Genomic DNA, 20,419 nt, shown 5'->3' with positions numbered 1-20,419 from the left:
CGAACTTCGGGTTCGGGCACGATCCGGTCCACGGCAGCAGTCAGGCGGGTGCAGAAGCGCTCCGAGGCGGAGAGCAGGAGGCGAAGCGATCTGGCATTGGGAGGCGTGCCGGATGATGCATCCCGCACGAGAGATGCGGCGGATGCATAGAGATCGTCCACGGCAGCCTCGATGCCCGGATCGCGCTTGAGCAGACTCATGGTGTTGATCAGAAGGACCCGCAGATCATGCAGGTCGTCTTCCCTGCCCGCCTGAGCGATGAGATTCACGACCTTCTTTACGGCTTCGATTCTCCCGTTGATCGTTTGCGTAATGGTGCTGTCGGCCATGAGCCTTCCCCCTGTCAGGCATGCGTGAAATCCCCGAGGGACTCACAGGATCGAGAATGCGCTTTCATGGTTAACCAATTCTTACATGTCCGCCGGAAAGATTGCCGAAAGCGTTATTCCGCAAGGCTCTCCGGCCGTGCGAGGAAACTTTCCGTTACGGACGTCTCGAGCATTGAGATTTGATCGGAAGCCGACTACATCTCGCACCGCATCGTTCGAAACGGACTCGTGTCCCCGCTTCGAACGATGCGCTGTCCAACGGATCAAGCATCGGATCGATTCCAAAAGTGGAGACCACTTTTGGATCCGACGCGCTCCAACTTTTGGTCTGAAAACTTCGTCATGCACCTGCAGCTCGACTTCAAGCGACCGCAATGGTCCTCATCACGAAGCATGCGCTTCATGAGAGGCTGCTGCGTGATGCGCGATCTTGAGCCGAGCCCCGATCCGGGGCCTGCCCCATGGTCCCCGGTGGCGAGCCTCGCCAGAGCCGGCACCGCGGGTCAGGTGCCCTTCCACTGCGTGTCGGCCTAACGGTTATCCGTCGCCGGCACGATCCGGCGAATTTCCTTTCCTCCGCATTCGCTCTTCTTCTCGCGATGCAGGTTCGCCGGATCCCAGCCTTGCTGAGAAAAGGAGAAGCCCTGCAATGAACAGGGTCTGGACTGAAGAAGAGCTTGAGATTCTGCGCCGCGACCGGGAAGCCAAGATCCCGGTTCCCGTCACGGCCGCGAAATTGGGAAGGCCTGTGCCGGCAACCTATGCCAGGGCACGGCTGATCGGAACCCTTGTTCAACCCCATCAGTCCTGGGATGAAGCCACGGTCGCGCGCCTGCGCGAGCTCGTCTTGGCCGACCCGCCGATGACGGACAAGCGCATTGCCGCCGAGCTTGGACGAACCGTGACCCAGATCCGCTGGAAGATGCAGGATCTCGGCCTGATCGGCGTGCGTGACCTCTCCAAGCTGGCGAAGATCACCGCCGCAGGAACGGCTCGTCCGAAAGCGGTGCAGGCGCCATCGGCAAAGCCCGCAACGGCAAGCCCCGCCGGACAAAAGCCATCTCGAGGATCCGTTCCGGAGCGCGGCGCATCGGCGAGGCGAGCCGAGGCTTCTCCCCAAACTGCCGTGCCGGTACAGCAATTCCCGCAGCCGACGATCGACATCGAGGCGGCGCTTGCCCAAGCGATTGAGACCCTTGAAACATCCATGGTGGAGCGGCTGAAGACTTTCGTCGCCGACACAGAGGCGGGAATGATCCGGGCCGCCAGGGCGGCCATCGCCGAGAAGGCGCGCATCGACCAGCGTCTTGTCGTTCGGGTGAAGCGCTCGGCCGAGGCTGCTGCCCGTCGCGACGCAGAGGCAAGGAAAGCCCAAGAGGAAGCAAAACGTCAGGCCGTGGAGGCCGGGAAAGCCGACATAGAGGCCAAGCGGAAGGCGGCGGATGCGGCACGCCAGGCGCAGGCGCTTCGGGACAAGGCTCGGCTTGCAGCTCCGAAGCCTGCGGCCAAACCCAAGGCGAACGTGAAAAAAGCGATCCTCCCGGCATTGCAGGGCGCCTCACAGGTCGCGGCTCCCCGCCCTGCCCCGCTGGCTGTTGCTCCTTCCACACCGAAAATCGTCGTCAGCGAGGCTCCCGCCGTCACCCGGGCCGTGGAACCGGACACAGCCGGCGCCCAGACCTCCGGTCGTGGCGGCTGGAAATCCGTTCGCCGGGATCCTGCACGCGTTCTCGCCCAGGCCAAGGCGAAGGCCAAGCCGGCAAACCGTGCCGACGCGATCGATCTCGCACAGGCCGCACAGGTGGCCATCGAGCGTTTCATTGCAGAGCGTGGCGTGACGAAGAACGAATCGGGGGGCATTCAGGCGGTTGTGTCCCGCCTTCAGGCGCGGGGCTACATCGTGGTGCGCGACGAAGGCGGCTGGACCATCGACCAGCGGCATCGCGTCTGCAGCGAATCCGAGCTTTTCGCGTTTGCCGAAGCCCGCGGCATCACGTTGAGCGTCGCCGCCTGACCGGGAGGCGAAACGGCGTCCGATCCCTCATGATCGGACGCCGCGATCTTGACCCGCCATCTTGCAAGTGCCGTCATCCGCCCCAGATCGGCAGCGGATCAAGGAGATGAAGATGGAAAAGCGTCGGCTCGGCCGCTCGGACTTGATGGTTTCTTCCCTGTGCCTCGGCGGCAATGTCTTCGGTTGGACGGCCGACGAGGCAACGTCGTTCAAGGTGCTCGACGCCTACACCGATGCCGGCCTGAACTTCATCGACACGGCGGATGTGTATTCCACCTGGGTACCCGGCCACCAGGGCGGCGAGTCGGAAGCCATCATCGGCAAGTGGATGAAGGCGCGCGGCAATCGCGACAGGCTCGTGATCGCCACCAAGGTCGGCTCGGAAATGGGGCCGGGTCAGAAAGGATTGTCGAAGAGCTATATCCGCTCGGCCGTCGAGGCCTCTCTTCGGCGCCTCCAGACCGACTACATCGATCTCTATCAGTCCCATCGGGACGATCTCGACACACCGCAGCAGGAAACGCTCGGCGCTTATGAAGAGCTCATCCGGGATGGAAAGGTGCGGGCCATCGGCGCATCGAACTTCACGGCGGAACGTTTGCGGCAGGCCTTGGAGATCAGCGCCGAACTCGGCCTGCCACGCTACGAGAGCCTGCAGCCGAAATACAATCTTTCCGACCGGCCCGAATACGAGGCCGACCTCGAGCCGCTCTGCCGCCGGGAAGAGATCGGCGTCATTCCCTACTACGGGCTCGCCAGCGGGTTCCTGACGGGCAAGTATCGGTCGGATGCGGATTTCGGCAAGAGCGTGCGCGGTGGGCGCATGGCCGCCTATCTCGATGATCGTGGCAGGCGCATTCTGGCGGCGCTGGACGCAGTGGCTGCTCGGAAGAATGCGACACCGGCCCCGATTGCGCTGGCGTGGCTCATGGCGCGCCCAGGCATCACGGCACCGATCGCCAGCGCGACGAGCGTGGACCAGATCCGCGACCTCGTGCAGGCGACGGAGGTGCGCCTCGACAACGACGACATTCAGGAACTGGACCAAGCCAGCGATCCGTCCTGATCAGGCCCTTTCCACCCGAGGCATCGAATTTTTGCATGGCAGCTCTCCGTTGCATCGCGTGGCGAGCCGCTTATCTCGTATCGACCTGTGCTTTCACTAATTCCACAGGCTCATGCGAGGTTTTACGATGAGTGTTGATGCCGATGCGTTGTTCCAGCCGTTCACCCTGGGTGACCTGACCCTGCCCAACCGCTTAGTCATGGCTCCCCTCACCCGGAATCGGGCTGCGGAAGGAGATGTGGCCCGCGACATCACGGCGACCTATTACGCCCAGCGCGCCAGCGCCGGCCTGCTGATTTCGGAAGGATCTCAGATCTCGCATCAGGGCCAGGGCTATCTGCGGACGCCAGGCATCTATTCGCCCGCTCAGGTCGCGCATTGGCGCAAGGTGACCGATGCGGTTCACAGGGCCGGCGGGCGGATCCTCATCCAGCTCTGGCATGTGGGCCGCGTGTCCCACACCTCCCTTCAACCAGGGGGCGGCGCGCCCGTTGGCCCCTCGCCTCTTCGCGCCCAGACGAAGACCTTCCTTGAGGAGGGCTTCGCCGAGGTGTCCGAACCCCGTGCGCTAGATCTCTCGGAGATTCCGGGCATCCTGCGGGACTACGAGAATGCCGCCCGCAACGCCAAGGAGGCGGGTTTCGACGGCGTCGAGATCCATGCGGCCAACGGCTATCTGCTCGACCAGTTCATGAAGGACGGCTCCAACCATCGCACCGATTCCTATGGCGGATCCATCGAGAACCGGGCCCGCCTGACCATCGAAGCGGCCGAGGCCGTGCTCAAGGTCTGGGACAAGGGGCGCGTCGGCATCCGCCTGTCGCCGGCCAAGGTCAACGACACCGAGGATTCGAACCCTCAGGCCTTGTTCAGCCACGTGGTGGAAAAGCTCGACGGATTGGGGCTCGCCTACATCCACATGATCGAAGGCGCCACCCAGGGTGACCGGAACGCCGTCGATGTCGACTACGAGGGCCTGCGCCGCTCCTTCCGCGGAGCCTACATCGCCAATAACGGCTATAGCCGTGACATGGCCGCCGAGGCCGTTGCCAGCGGGAACGCCGATCTGGTGGCATTCGGACGCCTGTTCATCGCCAATCCGGACCTCGTCGAGCGTTTCCGCCTCAATGCGCCGCTCAACGAGCCCGATCGGGCCACCTTCTATGGCGGCGGCACCGAGGGCTACACGGAATACCCAGGTCTCGACGAGGCAGCCTGAGCCTCAGCAACCCTGGCAGATCCCGCGCTTGACCCTCTTGTCGGCCTCCTCGAGGAGTTTCTCCTCCCGCGAGCTGGGGCTGACGGTGGAGCGCTCGCCCGGTTGCAGGCGGCCATCTCCGGATACCGTTCCCGTAGTGGCGGGAGTTGTCTGGGAGCCGCCTGCTCCGGCAGAGGTCCCTCCGGTACTGCCTTCCGTGCCAGGAGGCGGAATCTGGCCCGTGGTGGTTTCCCGACTGCCCGTCCCTGTATTTCCTGTGGTACCGCCGACGCGGCTACCCCTGTTTCCAGGATCGGCACTGCCCTGAGCACCCTGTGCAGGCGGCCGCATGGTCGATCCCCTGGGCTGCGTCGCACTGCTTGGCGAGGCGGTTGAACCTCCGGAGGGTGATGCCGACGAAGACGAGCCGCCGCCCGTACCGCCTGAGCTCCCTCCGCTGGAGCCGCCCGAGGATCCCTGCGCCCAGGCCGCTCCAGCGATCAGGCATCCTGCGACCAGCGCGGTCGACATTGTGAGGTGACGCATCGGCTCCTCCCTTCGGGTCGCGTTGCACGTCAACTCCAAGCAAACTCACGAGTCTTGGTGACCGTTCCGCCAAATTGTCAGGCTCACCGGACCTTTCGGATCGAGGATCCGGCGGGACCCCGGCCTCAACCCATGGGCCGAAAGAACCGCTTCAGCTCTCGTATCGTCATTGCAGTCCGAGAAGACGGGAACGCCATTCGAGACGAACGTTCCCTCCGCACGGGTCAGGTGAAACGCCTCATAGCCAACGGCGAGAAAGAGATCGAAAACGCGGCGGCCGCCGGGCACGGCCACGCGCCCGCCCGCCGGCAGCACAACCCGGATCGCTTCGGCCCAGGGCAGATCTTCAGGATTCCACCACCAGCCATCCGTGCGCCGCTCCAGACCGGTCGAAGACGAGGACAGGATCATCCGCAGGCGGCCCTTGGGATTCGGATTGGCCTCGTGTCCCGCGCGGCCGAGCACCGTCACGGCCGACTTGTTGAGTTCGGCGTGAAAGTAGGCCCAATCGGCATCGTTGCGGAGCACTTCGGGGGTCCTGCCTGAGGCATCGGCAATGCAGTCGTTGTCGGAGACGATGGCGTAACCGTGAATTTCAACCTTGGACATGGATGGGGTTCTTCCGGGATGAATGGAGGATGGCGGCCTTCATGAGAAGGCCGAGCACCAGCGCATTGAGCAGATGCCACAGAAAATGAGTTCCTGCAGGCATTCTCGCGCAGACCGTGTCGTCCATTGAGCGGAAAAGCAGCGACAGGGCAAACACGCATGCCGCCGTCAGAAGCGCCCTGCCCGCCTCCCTCACGCCTGAAACCCAACAGAGGATCCCGACCACAAACAGCGCCAAGGCCGCCGGGATATACCCGACCGATCCATTCAGGGTCACGCCGGGAAGAATGCCGAGCCAGAGAGGGCTGAAGGACATGTTGAAGGCGGCAAACAGCACCGTCACGGAAATGGCGGGCCCCGGCCCGAGGCCGAGATACCGGCGCATGGCGAGCAGGAAATAGCTGTAGATGAAGACCGCGATAGGCAGCACGTCCGCCAGGAACGACCATCGGTTGGCGAAGGTGTGAAACAGGAAGCTGCCCGTTCCGACGAGGAAGGTGACGGCGATCAGCCAGAGAGCCGGCCAGTCCCTGGCTCCCGCCCGCCGCCAGAGCACAAGGGCAAAGAGGGCCGCCGCGATGAACGCGGCGTTGGTCGCGGCATTCAGCGGCTCCGCCCAGAAACCAGGTCCCAGGCGTTCGCAGTAGCTGTCGACAGGTGTGAACCAGGATTCGGGCATGGGGCGCAACCGTGGGGATGGTGACGACTTCCAGCTTGCCAGCCGAGGACGAACATCCGATGAAGCATAGAGGACGGAAAAACGAGAGTGCCGGGATGCGAATTGCGACGTGGAATGTAAACTCCATCAAGCAGAGGCTGGACCACCTCGCCACGTTCGCGAAGAGCGCCGATCCGGATGTGATCTGCCTCCAGGAGCTGAAATGCGTGGACGAGGCCTTCCCCCGTGCGGAGGTCGAGGCGCTCGGCTACAACGTCGTCACCCATGGCCAGAAGGCTTATAACGGCGTCGCGATCCTGTCCAAGCGTCCGCTCGAGGACGTGCGCCGCGGGCTTCCGGGGGACGAGAGCGATGAGCAGGCGCGCTATCTGGAGGGCGTGATATCAACCTCCACCGGCGCCGTGCGGGTGGCTTCCATCTATCTGCCGAACGGCAACCCTATCGGAACACCCAAATTCGACTACAAGCTCGCCTGGATGGACCGCCTTCGGGCCCATGCCAAGAGCCTTCTCGTGCTCGAGGAGCCTCTGGTCCTGTGCGGCGACTACAATGTCATCCCCGAGCCCAAGGATGCCCTCGACCCGGCGGCCTGGACCAATGACGCCCTGTTTCAGCCGGAGAGCCGGGCCAGGTTCCGGGAACTTCTCAATCTCGGCTTCCTCGACGCGGTGCGCGCCTGCAGCGATCAGCCGGGGCTCTACTCGTTCTGGGATTATCAGGCGGGCGCCTTCCAGCGGAACAACGGCATCCGCATTGATCACCTGCTCCTCTCGTCCCAGGCCCAGGACAAGCTCAGGACCGCGTCGATCCGCAAGGAAGTGCGCGGCTGGGACAAGCCGTCCGATCATGTGCCGGTGATGGTGGATCTCGATATTGACTGATTGCCCTTGGCCTTTGGGAGCACCGTAGACAAACACTGGACGTCAGGGCTGTCCCCGGCACCCTGAAGCGCAGTGCTTTTCCAACCGGGATCACCGGCACAAGGCCGGTGACGACGTGGGGAGTGCCAGGCAGCCGGCGCTTTACCGGCGCGACTGGATGTACTGCTCCAGGAGGGCGAGCGCGAGCTTGCGGTCGCTCTCGTCTGCCGCTGCGAAAGCCTGATCGTAGAGCGATACGATCCATTGATCCTTGGCCGCGTCGGTCGAGGCCTCGCGCGCGAGGGTCAGCCACATGAGCCCCTTGGACCGCTGTCGCGGAACGCCCTGCCCCGTCATTAAGAGATGCCCCAGGAGCGCCTGCGAGGCGGTGTGTCCCTTCTCGGCCGCCAGGTTGAACCAGCGCGCCGCGTGCCGGGCGTCCTTATGGACACCGGTTCCCTCGAGATAGAGACGGGCGAGGTTGTACTGCGCGTTGGAGTCGCTGAAGTAGGAAGCCGCGTAGCTGAACATCTCGACGGCGCGCCCCGGATTGGCGGCCACATAGGTGTCCTTGATGCCATCCAGGAAATAGGTGCCGAGCGCCACGAAGGCGCTGGAGACGACCGCCGAGTTCGGGGAATCGGGGCTTTCGTCCGCATGCTGGTCGGCGAGCCGGGAGAAATACTCGAAGGCCTTCAGGTCGTCGTGCTCGACGCCGTCGCCGTCCGCATACATGCGCCCAAGCTTCCAAAGCGCGAGCGAATGCCCTTGGCCCGCCGCATATTCGAGCGCGTGCACCGCCCCGATCTTATCGCCCGCATAGTAGTCGCGCATGCCGCTGCGCAGGGCATCGCGCGCTGAACCGTACTTGATGGGCGGTGCAAGAGCTGGAGCAAGAGCAGGCGTCAGCGGTTGCGGACGCGGTGCGGCATCGAGTGCATAGGCCGCACCGGCGCCGAAGGTGGCCACCCACAACGTGGCTGCAATGAGTTTAAACGTCCGCATAGGTTTCTTTTTCTGCGGCTCCGCCCGGATGGGTGACAGCCCCATCCCGCGCAGGACCCACGGTTTGTGCGTATTTCCAGAGATAGCCCGAGGTGGCGCTCGTCTCCCGCGGCTCCCACTCGGCGCGGCGCCTTGCCAGTTCTTCGCCCGAGAGCTCCACGTCGATGGTGCCGTTGACGGCATCGATCGCGATGATGTCCCCGTCCTCGATCAGGCCGATGGGGCCGCCCACCGCCGCTTCCGGCCCCACATGGCCGATGCAGAAGCCGCGGGTCGCGCCCGAGAAGCGCCCGTCGGTGATGAGAGCGACCTTGTCGCCCATGCCCTGCCCGTAGAGCGCCGCCGTCGTGGAGAGCATCTCGCGCATGCCGGGACCGCCGCGCGGCCCCTCGTAGCGGATCACCAGGACCTCGCCTTCCTTGTACTGGCGCGTGGAGACGGCCTCGAAGCAGGCCTCCTCGCCGTCGAAGCAGCGGGCCGGGCCCCGGAACACCTGCTTGTCGCTCGCCATGCCGGCCACCTTCACGATGGCTCCTTCCGGAGCGAGATTGCCCTTCAGCCCGACGACCCCGCCGGTGGGCGTGATCGGCCTGTCGGCCGGGTAGACCACGTCCTGGTCATCGTTCCATTTCACGGAAGCGAGGTTCTCGGCCATGGTGCGGCCGGTCACGGTCATGCAGTCGCCGTGCATGTAGCCGTGATCGAGGAGCGTCTTCATGAGCAGTGGAATGCCGCCGACCTCGAACAGGTCCTTGGCGACATAACGCCCGCCGGGCTTCAGGTCCGCGATGTACGGCGTGCGCTTGAAGATCTCGGCAACATCGAACAGGTCGAACTTGATTCCCGCCTCGTGCGCGATGGCCGGAAGGTGCAAAGCCGCATTGGTCGAGCCGCCGGAAGCCGCTACCACGGTGGCGGCGTTCTCCAAGGATCTGCGGGTCACGATATCGCGCGGACGGATGTTTTTGGCGATCAGGTCCATGATCTGCTCACCGGCAGCGGCACAGAACCTGTCGCGGATCTCGTAAGGCGCCGGAGCACCCGCCGAATACGGCAGGGCGAGGCCGATCGCCTCCGAGACGGTCGCCATGGTGTTGGCGGTGAACTGCGCCCCGCATGCGCCGGCGGATGGACAGGCGACCTGCTCGAGTTCGGTCAGATCCTCGTCCGACATCTCGCCGACCGAGTACTTGCCGACTGCCTCGAAGAGATCCTGCACGGTCACCTGGCGACCGCGGAAGGAGCCTGGAAGAATTGAACCGCCATAGATGAAGATCGACGGCACGTTGAGGCGCACCATCGCCATCATCATGCCCGGGAGGGACTTGTCACAGCCGGCCATGCCGACGAGCGCATCGTAGGAATGGCCGCGTATGGTCAGCTCGACCGAATCTGCGATCACCTCACGGGACGGGAGCGATGCTTTCATGCCCTGGTGGCCCATGGCGATGCCGTCGGTCACCGTGATGGTGCAGAACTCGCGCGGGGTTCCGCTTGCGGCGGCCACGCCCTTCTTCACGGCCTGGGCCTGGCGCATGAGGGAGATGTTGCAGGGAGCGGCCTCGTTCCAGCAGGTGGCGACACCGACGAGCGGTTGGGCGATCTGCTCCTTGGTCAATCCCATGGCATAAAGATAGGAGCGATGCGGCGCGCGAGCGGGCCCCTCCGTCACGTGACGGCTCGGCAGCTTCGACTTGTCGATCAACCGCGCATCCATGGTCCGAACTCTTTTCCACCCGGTTTCCACAAGGAGATCCAAGCCCTTTGGAACTCCCGTGATCTGCCATGTGCCACGCCACCGACGCAACGATCCTTACGAAGGATCACCCAACAGCCTTAATCCAGGTTCTGCCCCGGGTTCCGTGCCGTAAAGCTTTGGTTTTGAAGCACTTTAACCTGCATCACGAGTAGCGCTTCGTTTATGGCGGCATCGCGGCGGAGCTTGGGCCAAGAGGGGCAAGATGTTGAAGGTTTGAGGGTGTTGCTTCACCGCAACATTTTTGGGACAGGATTCCGCTTGATCTTGAGGCCTCCGGCCCTAGTCGAAGGGATGCCTGCGTCCGATCACGCTCTTTCAGGCGGCGATTTCTTCGGACGAGAACCAGACGTCGTCGTAGACCGCGACGGCAGTGGAATCAGGAGAGCGGTCGTCCCTGATCCAGATGGAACGAACGGCGGAAAGATCGGCTTCCGTCGGCAGGCGGCCGACAGAGATTCGCTCCTTTGTGCCGCTGCAGGAGATGAACCCGACGGTCATCAGCGACTGCGCGCCGAACCCTCCTGCCCGCCGTGCCACCAGAAGTGCCGGTCCCCAGCCTTTGTGCGGCTGCCACGGGAATATCAGCCGCCCTCCTGGATTGAGCGCCCGCAGCCATTGCACGTCAGGTGCAACGACGCCCGCATTGACGTAAACGATGTCGGCATTCGGCAGGACCCGACCGAAAGCGGAAGCAGCATGAACGGTCACATTAGGATAGGCGGTTAGGTTCTGCGCCGCCTGAGCGGCCAGATCCGTCTCGTACTCGAAGGCCCCGACACGCCCGTTCGGCTGAACCAGCATTGCCAGGATGGCTGTGTAGTACCCCGTGCCCGCCCCCACATGAATCACGGTCTCTCCGGGCTGCGGGCGGACGGCATCGATCCAGGCGGCATGGAGTGCAGGCTCGCCGTTGTTGATGCCGCGCTCGGGATCGATGGCGACGAGGACGTTGTTGTAGATCTCGGCAAGCTCAGGGGTCCGCATGGCGACGCCCATGCTGATGATGGTCCAGGGCGGCGGCGGAAGAAAGGCTTCGCGCGGGACGGCCGCAAAGGCTTGCTCGATGCGTCCGTCGCGAATATCCGCCAGCCGGGCGATCTGCCCGGCATAGGCGCGACGATAGCGGTCAGACCCTTCCTGGGACATGCCCTGAAATCGTCTTCGGGGCACTCTGGTTCCACGGCTCCAAGAGCCAGTCTTACTACATCCTGAAAACGCCGAACTTCGTCTCCGGAACGGGCGCGTTCAGGGCGGCGGAGAAGGCGAGTGCCAGCACGCGGCGTGTCTCCGAGGGCAGGATGATGCCGTCGTCCCAGAGGCGCGCGGTGGCGTAGTAGGGTGAGCCCTCCTGCTCGTACCTGTCGCGGATCGGCGCCTTGAAGGATTCTTCCTCCTCGGTGCTCCACGCTTTGCCCTCGGCTTCGATGTTGTCGCGCCGCACGGTGGCGAGCACGCTCGCCGCCTGCTCGCCGCCCATCACCGAGATGCGGGAGTTCGGCCAGGTGAAGAGGAAACGCGGAGAATAGGCGCGGCCGCACATGCCGTAATTGCCGGCCCCGAACGAGCCGCCGACCAGGAGCGTGATCTTCGGCACCTGGGCGCAGGCCACCGCCGTCACGAGCTTCGCGCCATCCTTGGCGATCCCACCCGCCTCGTACTGACGTCCGACCATGAAGCCGGAGATGTTCTGAAGGAAGAGCAGCGGGATCCGCCGCTGGCAGCACAGCTCGATGAAATGCGCACCCTTCTGCGCGCTCTCCGAGAACAGGATGCCGTTGTTGGCGATGATGCCGACCGGCATGCCCCAGATCCGGGCGAAGCCCGTGACGAGGGTCGTGCCGTAAAGGCGCTTGAACTCGTCGAACTCGGACCCGTCGACCAGGCGTGCGATCACCTCGCGGATGTCGTACTGCTTCTTGAGGTCGGTGGGCACGATCGCGTCGAGATCTTGAATCGCATATTTTGGCTCCGCCGGATCGGCGATGTCGATATCGATGCTCTTGCGCGTGTTCAGGGTGCCGACGATGCGGCGCGCGATGGCGAGCGCATGCACGTCGTCGGTGGCGTAATGATCCGCCACGCCGGAGAGGCGGGCATGCACGTCCGCGCCGCCGAGATCCTCGGCTGAAACCACCTCTCCGGTCGCCGCCTTCACCAGGGGCGGTCCGCCGAGGAAGATCGTGCCCTGGCGGCGCACGATGATCGTTTCGTCCGACATGGCCGGCACATAGGCGCCGCCAGCCGTGCACGAGCCCATGACGCAGGCGATCTGTGGAATCCGCAATGAGGACAGGGTCGCCTGGTTGTAGAAGATGCGCCCGAAATGCTCCCGGTCAGGGAACACCTCCGTCTGATGCGGAAGGTTCGCGCCGCCGGAATCGACGAGATAGATGCACGGCAGACGGTTCTCGCGCGCCACTTCCTGGGCGCGCAGATGCTTCTTCACCGTCATCGGGTAATAGGTGCCGCCTTTGATCGTCGAGTCGTTGCAGACGATCATGACCTCGCGGCCTTCGACACGCCCGATGCCGGTGATGATGCCGGCACCGTGGATCGCGTCCTCGTACATGCCGTGAGCGGCCAGCGAGCCGAGCTCCAGGAACGGGGCACCCGGATCGAGGAGGCGCATCACCCGCTCGCGGGGCAGGAGCTTGCCGCGGGCCAGATGGCGCTCCCGTGCCTTGGCGGGTCCGCCTTCCGCCACAGCCTGCCGCTTGGCCTGGAGATCCTGGGCAAGGTCGGCCCAGGCGGCACGGTTGGCCCGCGCGGCTTCCGATGTCAGATCGGCAGAAGTGGCGATGACGGGCACGGCGCGGTCTCCCTTGTTCTTGGTTTTCGGCCCTTCAGCGGCGGCAAGCCGTGGGCCCGAAACGTCAGTACTAGCGCATCGTGCGGAAAAGTGGGTCCGGTTTTCCGCTTTCTACGATGCGCCAATCAAGAAAAGGAGCATCGGATTGATCCCAAAAGTGCCGTCCACTTTTGGGGCCGATGCTCTGGAACCAGGGAGTCCGCGCAACCGGGTTCAGCAGACTGTCACATCAGCCTTTCGCACGAATGACCGTTTCCTGGCGCACGACGCCCGATCCGCAGCGATAGGCGATGCCGCGCACGAGGGACCAGTCCTGGGAGACCTGCTGCAGGTAGAGATGCGTGCCGCCGAGCGCGACGGTGGCCTGGAGCATCTCCTCCGTGGCGTGGCCGAAGGTGGAACGGCCGAGGGTCACGCCGAAGCCCACGTTCACGGGCCTGTGGGTTCCCGGCGTCGTAGGCGTCACCGGGCTCACCTCGCCGAGGCGCGTGCAGACCCGCACATCCGCCGGCGAATCGACGATCTTGACGAGTTCCGTAGGCTCGGGCCGGTAAGCACAGGCCGAGGCGGCCAGAGCGACGAGGGAAGCGAGAAGGACACGTTGCATGGAAGTTCCGCCAATGATCAGCCGTTTGCTCCAGCTTAGAGCATGAAGCGGCCTTGGGGAGAAGCCTTGCCGTATCCGTTGTGAAAAACCTAGACGCCGTGGCTCAAGAGCAACGGTATCTCCACGCGCACGGTCGGCCCGAATATCTCCTCGAAGGCGTTCCGCATCGCCGCATCGACCTCCGGCATCGTGACGGGAATGCCGAGATCGACGAGACTCGTGACCCCGTGCTGGCTGACGCCGCAGGGAACGATGCCGGAGAAGTGTGAAAGATCCGGCTCCACGTTGAGGCTGATGCCGTGGAAGGTGGCCCAGCGGCGGACCCGGATGCCGATGGCTGCGATCTTATCCTCCACGGTCACGCCCTTGTCCGGCCGCCGCACCCACACGCCGACCCGGTCCTCCCGACGCTCGCCGCGGATGTTGAAAGCATCCAGCGTCGCGATGAGCCAGGCCTCCAGGGCCGTCACGTAGCGGCGCAGATCGGGAGCCCGCCGCTTGAGATCGAGCATCACGTAGGCCACCCGCTGGCCCGGGCCGTGATAGGTGTATTGCCCTCCCCGCCCCGTCTGGTGAACCGGGAAGCGATCCGGCTCCACCAGATCTGCCGCCTTGGCCGATGTCCCCGCCGTATAGAGCGGCGGATGCTCCACCAGCCACACCAGTTCCCGCGCCTCGCCCGCTGCGATCGCCTCGGCGCGCGCCTCCATGAAGGCAACGGCCTCCTCATAGCCCACAAGACCATCCGTGATGGCCCATTCCACCGGAGCGGAACCGCTCTCGGGCTGGAACTGAACGGTCAAGCTGTCTCGCAGGTTCGACACCGATTCACCTTAAGATGTAGCCGGAAGCAGAGCGACTGGGCTCCGCCCCCTTGGAGAGGACGGGCCAGTCGCCCACTCTTCTTGAAATCTCCCGCTTATATAGTCGCTGCAGGCGCTTATCGCCTATACCGCCACCGGTAAGCGAGGCATTCTCTCAGCTCAATCGCCGCAAGCTCCACGGAGGGGGTTGCGGCGGCCCAATCGATCTGCTAGAGCGGCGACCTCTTCAGGAAAACCAGTCCTGAAACCGAGTTCGCGGTCATGGCGGAATTGGTAGACGCACTACCTTGAGGTGGTAGCGGGGAGACCCGTGGAGGTTCGAGTCCTCTTGACCGCACCAACTTTCGGCACTCCCGTGCCGAAGACGAAAAGGCCCCTTTCCGGGGCCTTTTTTGTTGGCCAGATCTGCCCGGCGCAGGCGACCTGAATCGCTTTCCCGGGCTCCTTCATCGATGTGGCAGAAACAGCCACCAACCGATTCTCCCAGAAAGTCTTTTGGGCGCATTGCGCGAGCCGGCGCACCCTCCTAAAAGGCGGCAACCCACCTTCAGAGGACGGCTGATGCTGGAAGTCGAAGACAAGACGCCGCTTCCGAAGCCCGATGGGCCTGAACCCGAATCCCTGGCCTTCAGGGATGAGGAAGGCGAGCTCAATCCGGAATTCCTCGCCGCTGCCGCCGATGCCATCGAGGCCTCGGAAGTCGAGCGCCTGCAGAAGCTCGTCGAAGACTTCCACGAATCTGAACTGGGCGATCTTCTCGAAGCCCTCGAGCCGGATCAGCGCCCTCGCCTCATCGAACTCCTCGGCGCATCCTTCGACTTCGCCGCGCTGACCGAGGTGGACGAAGCGGTTCGCGAGGAGATCCTCGAGGAGCTCGAGACCGCGACCGTCGCCGAAGGCGTGCGCGAGCTCGATTCCGACGACGCCGTCACCATCCTCGAGAGCATGCGCGAGGAAGAGCAGGCGGAGGTTCTCGATCAGCTTCCGGCGATCGAGCGCGTCGCGCTCCAGCGCTCCCTCGACTACCCCGAGGACAGCGCCGGACGGCGCATGCAGTCCGAGTTCATCGCCGTGCCTCCGTTCTGGACGGTGGGGCAGACCATCGACTTCATGCGCGAGACGGCGGATCTGCCGGAAACCTTCTACGAAATCTTCGTGATCGATCCGGCAGGCCATCTGCTCGGAGCTGTCGCCCTGGACCGGCTCCTGCGCTCGAAACGTCCGGTCACGATCCAAGAGATCATGGACGACGAGCCCGACCGGGTGGAGGCGACCGAGCATCAGGAGGAGGTGGCGCGCCTGTTTGAGCGCTACAACCTCGTCTCCTCCGCCGTGGTGGACGACGCAGGCCGCCTCGTCGGCGTGATCCTCGTCGACGACATCGTGGACGTGCTCGAAGAAGAGGCAGACGCGGACATCAAGCAGCTCGGCGGCGTGAAATCGGACGAAGAGCTCTCGGATACGATCCTCTACATCCAGAGAAGCCGCTTCCCCTGGCTCTTCGCCAACATGTGCACCGCCTTTCTGGCCGCGAGCGTCATCCGGCTTTTCTCGGATTCCCTGGAACGGATGGTGGCGCTCGCCATCCTGATGCCCATCGTCGCCTCCATGGGCGGCAACGCCGGCACCCAGACCATGACGGTGGCCGTCCGAGCGCTTGCCACCCGCGAGCTCGGCCGCGCCAATGCCTGGCGCATCATCCGCCGCGAGGCGGCGGTCGGCCTGCTCAACGGACTGGTCTTCGCTGTCATCCTGGGAACGGTGGCCGGTCTGTGGTTCCAGTCCCCGCAGCTCGGCTTCGTGATCGGCCTTGCCCTCGTCACGGTCCTGGTCTTTGCAGCGCTCGGGGGGATCTTCGTACCCCTGACGCTCAACCGGTTCGGCGTCGACCCTGCCGTATCGTCCGGCCCGTTCGTCACCAGCATCACGGATATCGTCGGCTTCTTCGCCTTTTTGGGTATCGCAACCGCGTGGTTTAATCTGTAAGCTTGTTTCGCGCCGTGCTCGTAAGGGCCTGTTAACGCTCTTCGGGCATCTCTGATGCGATCCAGTTCTGCGTACAATACAGTTGAACCGATGAAGACTCGCCGCCGCTCCTCCAGCCGCTCCAAGCTTTCCGGTCTGACGACGTTCGTTCGGGCCGCTCGGTTCAGCGCGCTCGCTGCAATCGCGCTCGGACTTGGCTCCTGCGCCATCGCCCCCTCGTCGAGCCGCTACCCGACCAAGGGCGATGCCCGGCCGCACGAGGGCGTCGCGACGGCCCACCGGCTGCCGATCCATGGCGTCGACATCTCCAAGTGGCAGGGCGACGTCGACTGGGCTTCCCTGCGCCAGGCCGGCACGAAGTTCGCCTTCATCAAGGCGACCGAGGGCGGCGACCACATCGACAGCAAGTTTCACGAGAACTGGTGGGAGGCCAAGAAGGCCGGCGTCCCGCGCGGCGCCTATCACTTCGTGTACTGGTGCCGTCCGGCGCACGAGCAGGCGGCTTGGTTCAAGCGGAACGTGCCGCAGGACCCGGACGCTCTCCCGCCGGTTCTCGACGTGGAATGGAACGGACAGTCGGTGAACTGCCCGAAAAAGGTTCCGCGCGAGCAGGCTCTCGCCATGATCGACGTGATGCTGCGCGAGATGGAAGCCCATACGGGCAAGCGGCCGATCATCTACACCGACATCACCTTCCATAAGGAAATCCTGGAAGGCGAGTACAACGATTACCCCTACTGGATCCGCAGCACGGCCGCCGAGCCTCACGTGCGCTACAACGACCGCCGCTGGACCTTCTGGCAGTTCACGACCACGGGCCGCGTGCCCGGCGTGAAGGGCGACGTGGACCGCAACACCTTCTACGGCACGGAAAACCAGTGGCGCATGTTCGTCCAGAGCGCCTGCGACCCCCGCGACCACAGCCGCCTGAGCCAGCAGGGCGTCTGCCGCAACATGGACGCGGTGCAGACGGCGAGCATCGCGGAATAATCTATCTGGCAGAACGACGAATTCAGGCTTCCTCACTCCCGGTGAGGGAGCCATTTCTTCATTCCCATCTACGACCAATTGCCGGCCCCGGAGACAGCCCCACCTCCCCTTTTCAAGCGATCGACCCTTGATAAGGGCAGCAATGCTGACCAAAATGATCGGCGAGAAAAAGTCATCCATCGCGTACTCTTTCCGGGTCGATGAATGGAATTGGGAGGAACAGATGCTGCCGAACGCCGCCAAGGGCTTCAATTTCGATCTCGGCGAGACCGCCGACGCGATCCGTGAAACCGTGCGCGACTTCTCACAGGAGAAGATCGCCCCGCGGGCGGAGGAGATCGACCGCTCCAACCTTTTCCCGCGCGACCTGTGGCCCCAGATGGGTGAGCTCGGCCTGCATGGCATCACGGTCGAGGAGGAGTATGGCGGAGCGGGCCTCGGCTATCTCGAGCATGTGATCGCCATGGAGGAGATCTCCCGGGCCTCGGCCTCGGTCGGCCTCTCCTACGGGGCCCATTCGAACCTCTGCGTCAACCAGATCCGCCGCAACGGCAGCGAGGATCAGAAGCGCCGCTACCTGCCGAAGCTGATCTCCGGCGAGCATCTCGGGGCGCTCGCCATGTCCGAGCCGGGCTCCGGCTCCGATGTGGTCTCCATGCGCACCCGCGCCGAGAAGCGCGGCGACCGCTACGTGCTCAACGGAAACAAGATGTGGATCACCAACGGGCCCACCGCCGACACCCTGGTCGTCTACGCCAAGACCGACCCGGAGGCGGGACCGCGCGGCATGACGGCCTTCCTGATCGAGAAAGACTTCAAGGGCTTCTCCACCCACCAGAAGCTCGACAAGCTCGGCATGCGCGGCTCGGACACCTGCGAACTGGTGTTCGAGGATTGCGAGGTGCCGGAGGAGAACGTGCTCGGTCAGGTCGGCCGCGGCGTGAACGTCCTCATGTCCGGCCTCGACTACGAGCGCGCCGTGCTGGCGGCCGGCTCCACGGGCATCATGCAGGCCTGCATGGACGTGGTGCTGCCTTACATCCACGAGCGCAAGCAGTTCGGACAGGCCATCGGCGAGTTCCAGCTCGTGCAGGGCAAGGTCGCCGACATGTACGTGACCATGAATGCGGCAAAGGCCTATGTCTACGCGGTCGCCAAGGCGTGCGACCGCGGCGAGACGACCCGCGAGGACGCCGCCGGCGCCATCCTCTATGCCGCCGAGAACGCCACCAGGATGGCCCTCGACGCGATCCAGCTGCTCGGCGGCAACGGCTACATCAACGACTACCCGACGGGCCGCCTGCTGCGCGATGCCAAGCTCTACGAGATCGGCGCGGGAACGAGCGAGATCCGCCGCATGCTGATCGGCCGCGAGCTGTTCGCCAAGACGGCGTGAAGTCCGATAGGAAGCGGCCGGGGATTGCTCCCGGCCGCCCCTCCGTGCCTCAACGGTCGCGATTTTCATTCGGGCAGATCCGGCTACAGTGAGGAATTCGTTGAAAGCCGCGGGGGCCCCGATGACACTCAAGCTCTATGCCCATCCCTTCTCGTCCTACTGCCAGAAAGTCCTGACCGCGCTTTACGAGAACGACACGCCGTTCGAGTACCGGGTCCTCGGCGATGAGCAGAGCGGTGCCGAGCTCGAGGCGCTATGGCCCATCAAGCGTTTCCCCGTGCTCGTGGACGATGGCCGCACCGTCATGGAGGCCACGATCATCATTGAGCATCTCGGCCTCCACCATCCCGGCCCCGTACGGCTGATCTCCGAAGACCTAAGGGAAGCTCTCGATGTCCGGCTGATGGATCGCTTCTTCGACAATTACGTCATGACGCCGATGCAGAAGATCGTCGCCGATCGTATCCGCTCGGAGGGGGATCGCGATTCTTACGGCGTCGCCGAGGCGCGGGCGATGCTCGACCGGGCCTATGGCTGGCTCGACCGGACGCTCGCGGGGCGCGAATGGGCCACCGGCGGGACGTTCAGCCTCGCCGATTGCGCGGCTGCTCCATCGCTGTTCTATGCGGACTGGGCTCATCCCATCGACGAGGCATTCCAGCGCGTCCGGGATTATCGCCGCAGGCTCCTCGCCCGTCCGGCCTTTGCCCGTGCGGTCGACGAGGCCCGCCCCTACCGCCCGTTCTTTCCGCTCGGCGCGCCTGATCGCGACTGACAGGCAGACAGGATCGCGGTCGAAAGGTTCCCGCTGCGGTAGCGCTCCCAGACGCGGCCCGCTATGAAAGCCCATCGCATTATCAGGAAACAGCCATGACCCTCGACAAGACCATCGCCGATGCCCTGCGCGCCGCTTCCACCGCTACGATCACCACCGTGCTTTTGAAGAAGGGCGTCCGCCGCTGCTGGATGAAGGGACCGATGCCGGCCTTCAATGCCACGGAGAAGATGGTCGGCCGTGCCTTCACCCTGCGCTTCGTGCCCGCCCGCGAGGATCTGGCGACGCCGGAATCCTGGGCCTCCCCCACCTCGACCCGCGCGGCCATCGAGGACATGCCGGAGGGCTGCATCGCGGTGGTCGATTCCATGGGCGTAACCGATGCCGGCATCTTCGGCGACATTCTCACCGCCCGCATGAAGAAGCGTGGCGTGGCCGCGCTGATCACGGACGGCGCGGTGCGCGATGCGGTCGGCGTCGAGGGCACGAACCTGCCGGTCTGGTGCGCGGGCGTCGCCGCTCCGCCCTCGGTGGCGGGCCTGACCTTCGTCGGATGGCAGGAGCCCATCGGCTGCGGCGGCGTCGCCATCTTCCCGGATGACGTGATCGTGGCCGATCGCGACGGCGTCGTGGTGATTCCCGCCGCCATGGTGGAAGAGGTCGCCAAGGCAGCCGTCGCGCAGGAGCATTACGAGCTCTGGGTCATGCGCGAGGTCGAAAAGGGCGTTCCCCTCCCCGGCCTGTATCCGCCCAATGCGGAGACCAAGGCCCGCTACGAGGCCGAGTTGAACAGATCATAAGCCTGCCGCGCTTCGCGAAGAACCCTTACGAACCTTGGACGTCATGGCCGGCCTTGTGCCGGCCATCCCGATTCTGTGAAGCGCCGCGCCTCTCGCATCGGGATCACCGGCACAAGGCAGGTGATGACGCGGAAGATGAATGTCCAGCCAGCCTCTCGGGGTAGGTT

At 64.4% G+C, this 20,419-nt stretch carries 18 protein-coding genes and 1 tRNA gene; 10 read left to right on the top strand and 9 right to left on the bottom strand.

The genetic code is table 11. The annotated features are described in order from the left end of the window. A partial coding sequence (locus KHP60_RS19225) for a hypothetical protein (RefSeq protein WP_213565927.1) occupies nucleotides 1–329 on the bottom strand: 329 nt, incomplete at its 3' end. Between the two features lie 649 nt (nucleotides 330–978). On the opposite strand from KHP60_RS19225, the gene KHP60_RS19220 reads away from it, so the two are divergent. The 3 genes from KHP60_RS19220 (at nucleotide 979) to KHP60_RS19210 (ending at nucleotide 4,628) form a co-directional block, all read left to right on the top strand. Then, complete coding sequence (locus KHP60_RS19220; protein ID WP_213565926.1) at nucleotides 979–2,343, top strand: hypothetical protein; 1,365 nt, start codon at nucleotides 979–981, stop codon at nucleotides 2,341–2,343. Between the two features lie 112 nt (nucleotides 2,344–2,455). After that, nucleotides 2,456–3,409: an aldo/keto reductase gene (locus KHP60_RS19215; RefSeq protein WP_213565925.1), complete on the top strand. Its 954-nt coding sequence runs from the start codon at nucleotides 2,456–2,458 to the stop codon at nucleotides 3,407–3,409. A gap of 127 nt (nucleotides 3,410–3,536) precedes the next feature. Beyond that, nucleotides 3,537–4,628: an alkene reductase gene (locus KHP60_RS19210; protein WP_213565924.1), complete on the top strand. Its 1,092-nt coding sequence runs from the start codon at nucleotides 3,537–3,539 to the stop codon at nucleotides 4,626–4,628. A 570-nt stretch (nucleotides 4,629–5,198) separates the two neighbouring features. On the opposite strand, the gene KHP60_RS19205 is transcribed toward KHP60_RS19210, so the two are convergent. Both KHP60_RS19205 and KHP60_RS19200 read right to left on the bottom strand, forming a co-directional pair. Further along, nucleotides 5,199–5,762, bottom strand: coding sequence for a hypothetical protein (locus KHP60_RS19205; RefSeq protein WP_213565923.1), 564 nt, complete (start codon nucleotides 5,760–5,762; stop codon nucleotides 5,199–5,201). Continuing rightward, nucleotides 5,749–6,441 carry a ceramidase domain-containing protein gene (locus KHP60_RS19200; RefSeq protein WP_213565922.1) on the bottom strand — a complete coding sequence of 231 codons (693 nt, stop codon included), beginning with the start codon at nucleotides 6,439–6,441 and terminating at the stop codon, nucleotides 5,749–5,751. The genes KHP60_RS19205 and KHP60_RS19200 overlap by 14 nt, the downstream gene beginning before the upstream one ends. Before the next feature lie 95 nt (nucleotides 6,442–6,536). Between KHP60_RS19200 and xth the strand changes: the two genes are divergently transcribed. After that, complete coding sequence (gene xth, locus KHP60_RS19195) at nucleotides 6,537–7,322, top strand: exodeoxyribonuclease III (RefSeq protein ID WP_213565921.1); 786 nt, start codon at nucleotides 6,537–6,539, stop codon at nucleotides 7,320–7,322. Between the two features lie 141 nt (nucleotides 7,323–7,463). Here xth and KHP60_RS19190 read toward each other — a convergent pair whose 3' ends face one another. The 6 genes from KHP60_RS19190 to lipB form a co-directional block, all read right to left on the bottom strand. Further along, nucleotides 7,464–8,306 (bottom strand): tetratricopeptide repeat protein, encoded by an 843-nt coding sequence (locus KHP60_RS19190; RefSeq protein WP_213565920.1) that lies wholly within the window; start codon nucleotides 8,304–8,306, stop codon nucleotides 7,464–7,466. Beyond that, nucleotides 8,293–10,023 carry a dihydroxy-acid dehydratase gene (ilvD, locus tag KHP60_RS19185; protein WP_213565919.1) on the bottom strand — a complete coding sequence of 577 codons (1,731 nt, stop codon included), beginning with the start codon at nucleotides 10,021–10,023 and terminating at the stop codon, nucleotides 8,293–8,295. Before ilvD ends, KHP60_RS19190 begins: the two co-directional genes overlap by 14 nt. A 357-nt stretch (nucleotides 10,024–10,380) precedes the next feature. Continuing rightward, nucleotides 10,381–11,211 (bottom strand): protein-L-isoaspartate O-methyltransferase, encoded by an 831-nt coding sequence (locus KHP60_RS19180; RefSeq protein WP_213565918.1) that lies wholly within the window; start codon nucleotides 11,209–11,211, stop codon nucleotides 10,381–10,383. A gap of 55 nt (nucleotides 11,212–11,266) precedes the next feature. Continuing rightward, nucleotides 11,267–12,874, bottom strand: a complete 1,608-nt coding sequence (locus KHP60_RS19175) for a carboxyl transferase domain-containing protein (RefSeq protein WP_213565917.1) — start codon at nucleotides 12,872–12,874, stop codon at nucleotides 11,267–11,269. Between the two features lie 229 nt (nucleotides 12,875–13,103). After that, the gene (locus KHP60_RS19170; RefSeq protein WP_213565916.1) at nucleotides 13,104–13,481 is read right to left on the bottom strand and encodes a hypothetical protein; all 378 of its coding nucleotides are present in this window, start codon (nucleotides 13,479–13,481) and stop codon (nucleotides 13,104–13,106) included. 89 nt (nucleotides 13,482–13,570) lie between these two features. Then, nucleotides 13,571–14,284 carry a lipoyl(octanoyl) transferase LipB gene (lipB, locus tag KHP60_RS19165; RefSeq protein ID WP_249688932.1) on the bottom strand — a complete coding sequence of 238 codons (714 nt, stop codon included), beginning with the start codon at nucleotides 14,282–14,284 and terminating at the stop codon, nucleotides 13,571–13,573. A 276-nt stretch (nucleotides 14,285–14,560) separates the two neighbouring features. Here lipB and KHP60_RS19160 point away from each other — a divergent pair. The 6 genes from KHP60_RS19160 (at nucleotide 14,561) to KHP60_RS19135 (ending at nucleotide 20,252) form a co-directional block, all read left to right on the top strand. Continuing rightward, nucleotides 14,561–14,645, top strand: a tRNA-Leu gene (locus KHP60_RS19160). Between the two features lie 221 nt (nucleotides 14,646–14,866). Then, nucleotides 14,867–16,291: a magnesium transporter gene (gene mgtE / locus KHP60_RS19155; protein ID WP_213565914.1), complete on the top strand. Its 1,425-nt coding sequence runs from the start codon at nucleotides 14,867–14,869 to the stop codon at nucleotides 16,289–16,291. A gap of 90 nt (nucleotides 16,292–16,381) precedes the next feature. After that, nucleotides 16,382–17,281 (top strand): GH25 family lysozyme, encoded by a 900-nt coding sequence (locus tag KHP60_RS19150; RefSeq protein WP_213565913.1) that lies wholly within the window; start codon nucleotides 16,382–16,384, stop codon nucleotides 17,279–17,281. A 223-nt stretch (nucleotides 17,282–17,504) separates the two neighbouring features. Further along, nucleotides 17,505–18,677 (top strand): isovaleryl-CoA dehydrogenase, encoded by a 1,173-nt coding sequence (locus KHP60_RS19145; protein ID WP_213565912.1) that lies wholly within the window; start codon nucleotides 17,505–17,507, stop codon nucleotides 18,675–18,677. Nucleotides 18,678–18,798: 121 nt separating this feature from the next. After that, the gene (locus tag KHP60_RS19140) at nucleotides 18,799–19,452 is read left to right on the top strand and encodes a glutathione S-transferase family protein (protein WP_213565911.1); all 654 of its coding nucleotides are present in this window, start codon (nucleotides 18,799–18,801) and stop codon (nucleotides 19,450–19,452) included. Between the two features lie 95 nt (nucleotides 19,453–19,547). After that, nucleotides 19,548–20,252: a ribonuclease activity regulator RraA gene (locus KHP60_RS19135; RefSeq protein ID WP_213565910.1), complete on the top strand. Its 705-nt coding sequence runs from the start codon at nucleotides 19,548–19,550 to the stop codon at nucleotides 20,250–20,252. Nucleotides 20,253–20,419 lie beyond the last annotated feature (167 nt).

Origin of the sequence: Microvirga sp. 3-52 (genome assembly GCF_018383585.1) — a bacterium.
Classification (GTDB): domain Bacteria; phylum Pseudomonadota; class Alphaproteobacteria; order Rhizobiales; family Beijerinckiaceae; genus Microvirga.
Note: the sequence above shows the minus strand (reverse complement) of the source record. Positions and strands in the feature narration are given on the sequence as shown.

Excerpts from the sequence above, each read along its gene's own strand:
- KHP60_RS19220 (WP_213565926.1), top strand. The coding sequence starts at position 979 with ATGAACAGGGTCTGGACTGAAGAAGAGCTTGAGATTCTGCGCCGCGAC.
- KHP60_RS19215 (WP_213565925.1), top strand. The coding sequence starts at position 2,456 with ATGGAAAAGCGTCGGCTCGGCCGCTCGGACTTGATGGTTTCTTCCCTG.
- KHP60_RS19210 (WP_213565924.1), top strand. The coding sequence starts at position 3,537 with ATGAGTGTTGATGCCGATGCGTTGTTCCAGCCGTTCACCCTGGGTGAC.
- KHP60_RS19205 (WP_213565923.1), bottom strand. The coding sequence starts at position 5,762 with ATGTCCAAGGTTGAAATTCACGGTTACGCCATCGTCTCCGACAACGAC.
- KHP60_RS19200 (WP_213565922.1), bottom strand. The coding sequence starts at position 6,441 with ATGCCCGAATCCTGGTTCACACCTGTCGACAGCTACTGCGAACGCCTG.
- xth (WP_213565921.1), top strand. The coding sequence starts at position 6,537 with ATGCGAATTGCGACGTGGAATGTAAACTCCATCAAGCAGAGGCTGGAC.
- KHP60_RS19190 (WP_213565920.1), bottom strand. The coding sequence starts at position 8,306 with ATGCGGACGTTTAAACTCATTGCAGCCACGTTGTGGGTGGCCACCTTC.
- ilvD (WP_213565919.1), bottom strand. The coding sequence starts at position 10,023 with ATGGATGCGCGGTTGATCGACAAGTCGAAGCTGCCGAGCCGTCACGTG.
- KHP60_RS19180 (WP_213565918.1), bottom strand. The coding sequence starts at position 11,211 with ATGTCCCAGGAAGGGTCTGACCGCTATCGTCGCGCCTATGCCGGGCAG.
- KHP60_RS19170 (WP_213565916.1), bottom strand. The coding sequence starts at position 13,481 with ATGCAACGTGTCCTTCTCGCTTCCCTCGTCGCTCTGGCCGCCTCGGCC.
- mgtE (WP_213565914.1), top strand. The coding sequence starts at position 14,867 with ATGCTGGAAGTCGAAGACAAGACGCCGCTTCCGAAGCCCGATGGGCCT.
- KHP60_RS19150 (WP_213565913.1), top strand. The coding sequence starts at position 16,382 with ATGAAGACTCGCCGCCGCTCCTCCAGCCGCTCCAAGCTTTCCGGTCTG.
- KHP60_RS19145 (WP_213565912.1), top strand. The coding sequence starts at position 17,505 with ATGCTGCCGAACGCCGCCAAGGGCTTCAATTTCGATCTCGGCGAGACC.
- KHP60_RS19140 (WP_213565911.1), top strand. The coding sequence starts at position 18,799 with ATGACACTCAAGCTCTATGCCCATCCCTTCTCGTCCTACTGCCAGAAA.
- KHP60_RS19135 (WP_213565910.1), top strand. The coding sequence starts at position 19,548 with ATGACCCTCGACAAGACCATCGCCGATGCCCTGCGCGCCGCTTCCACC.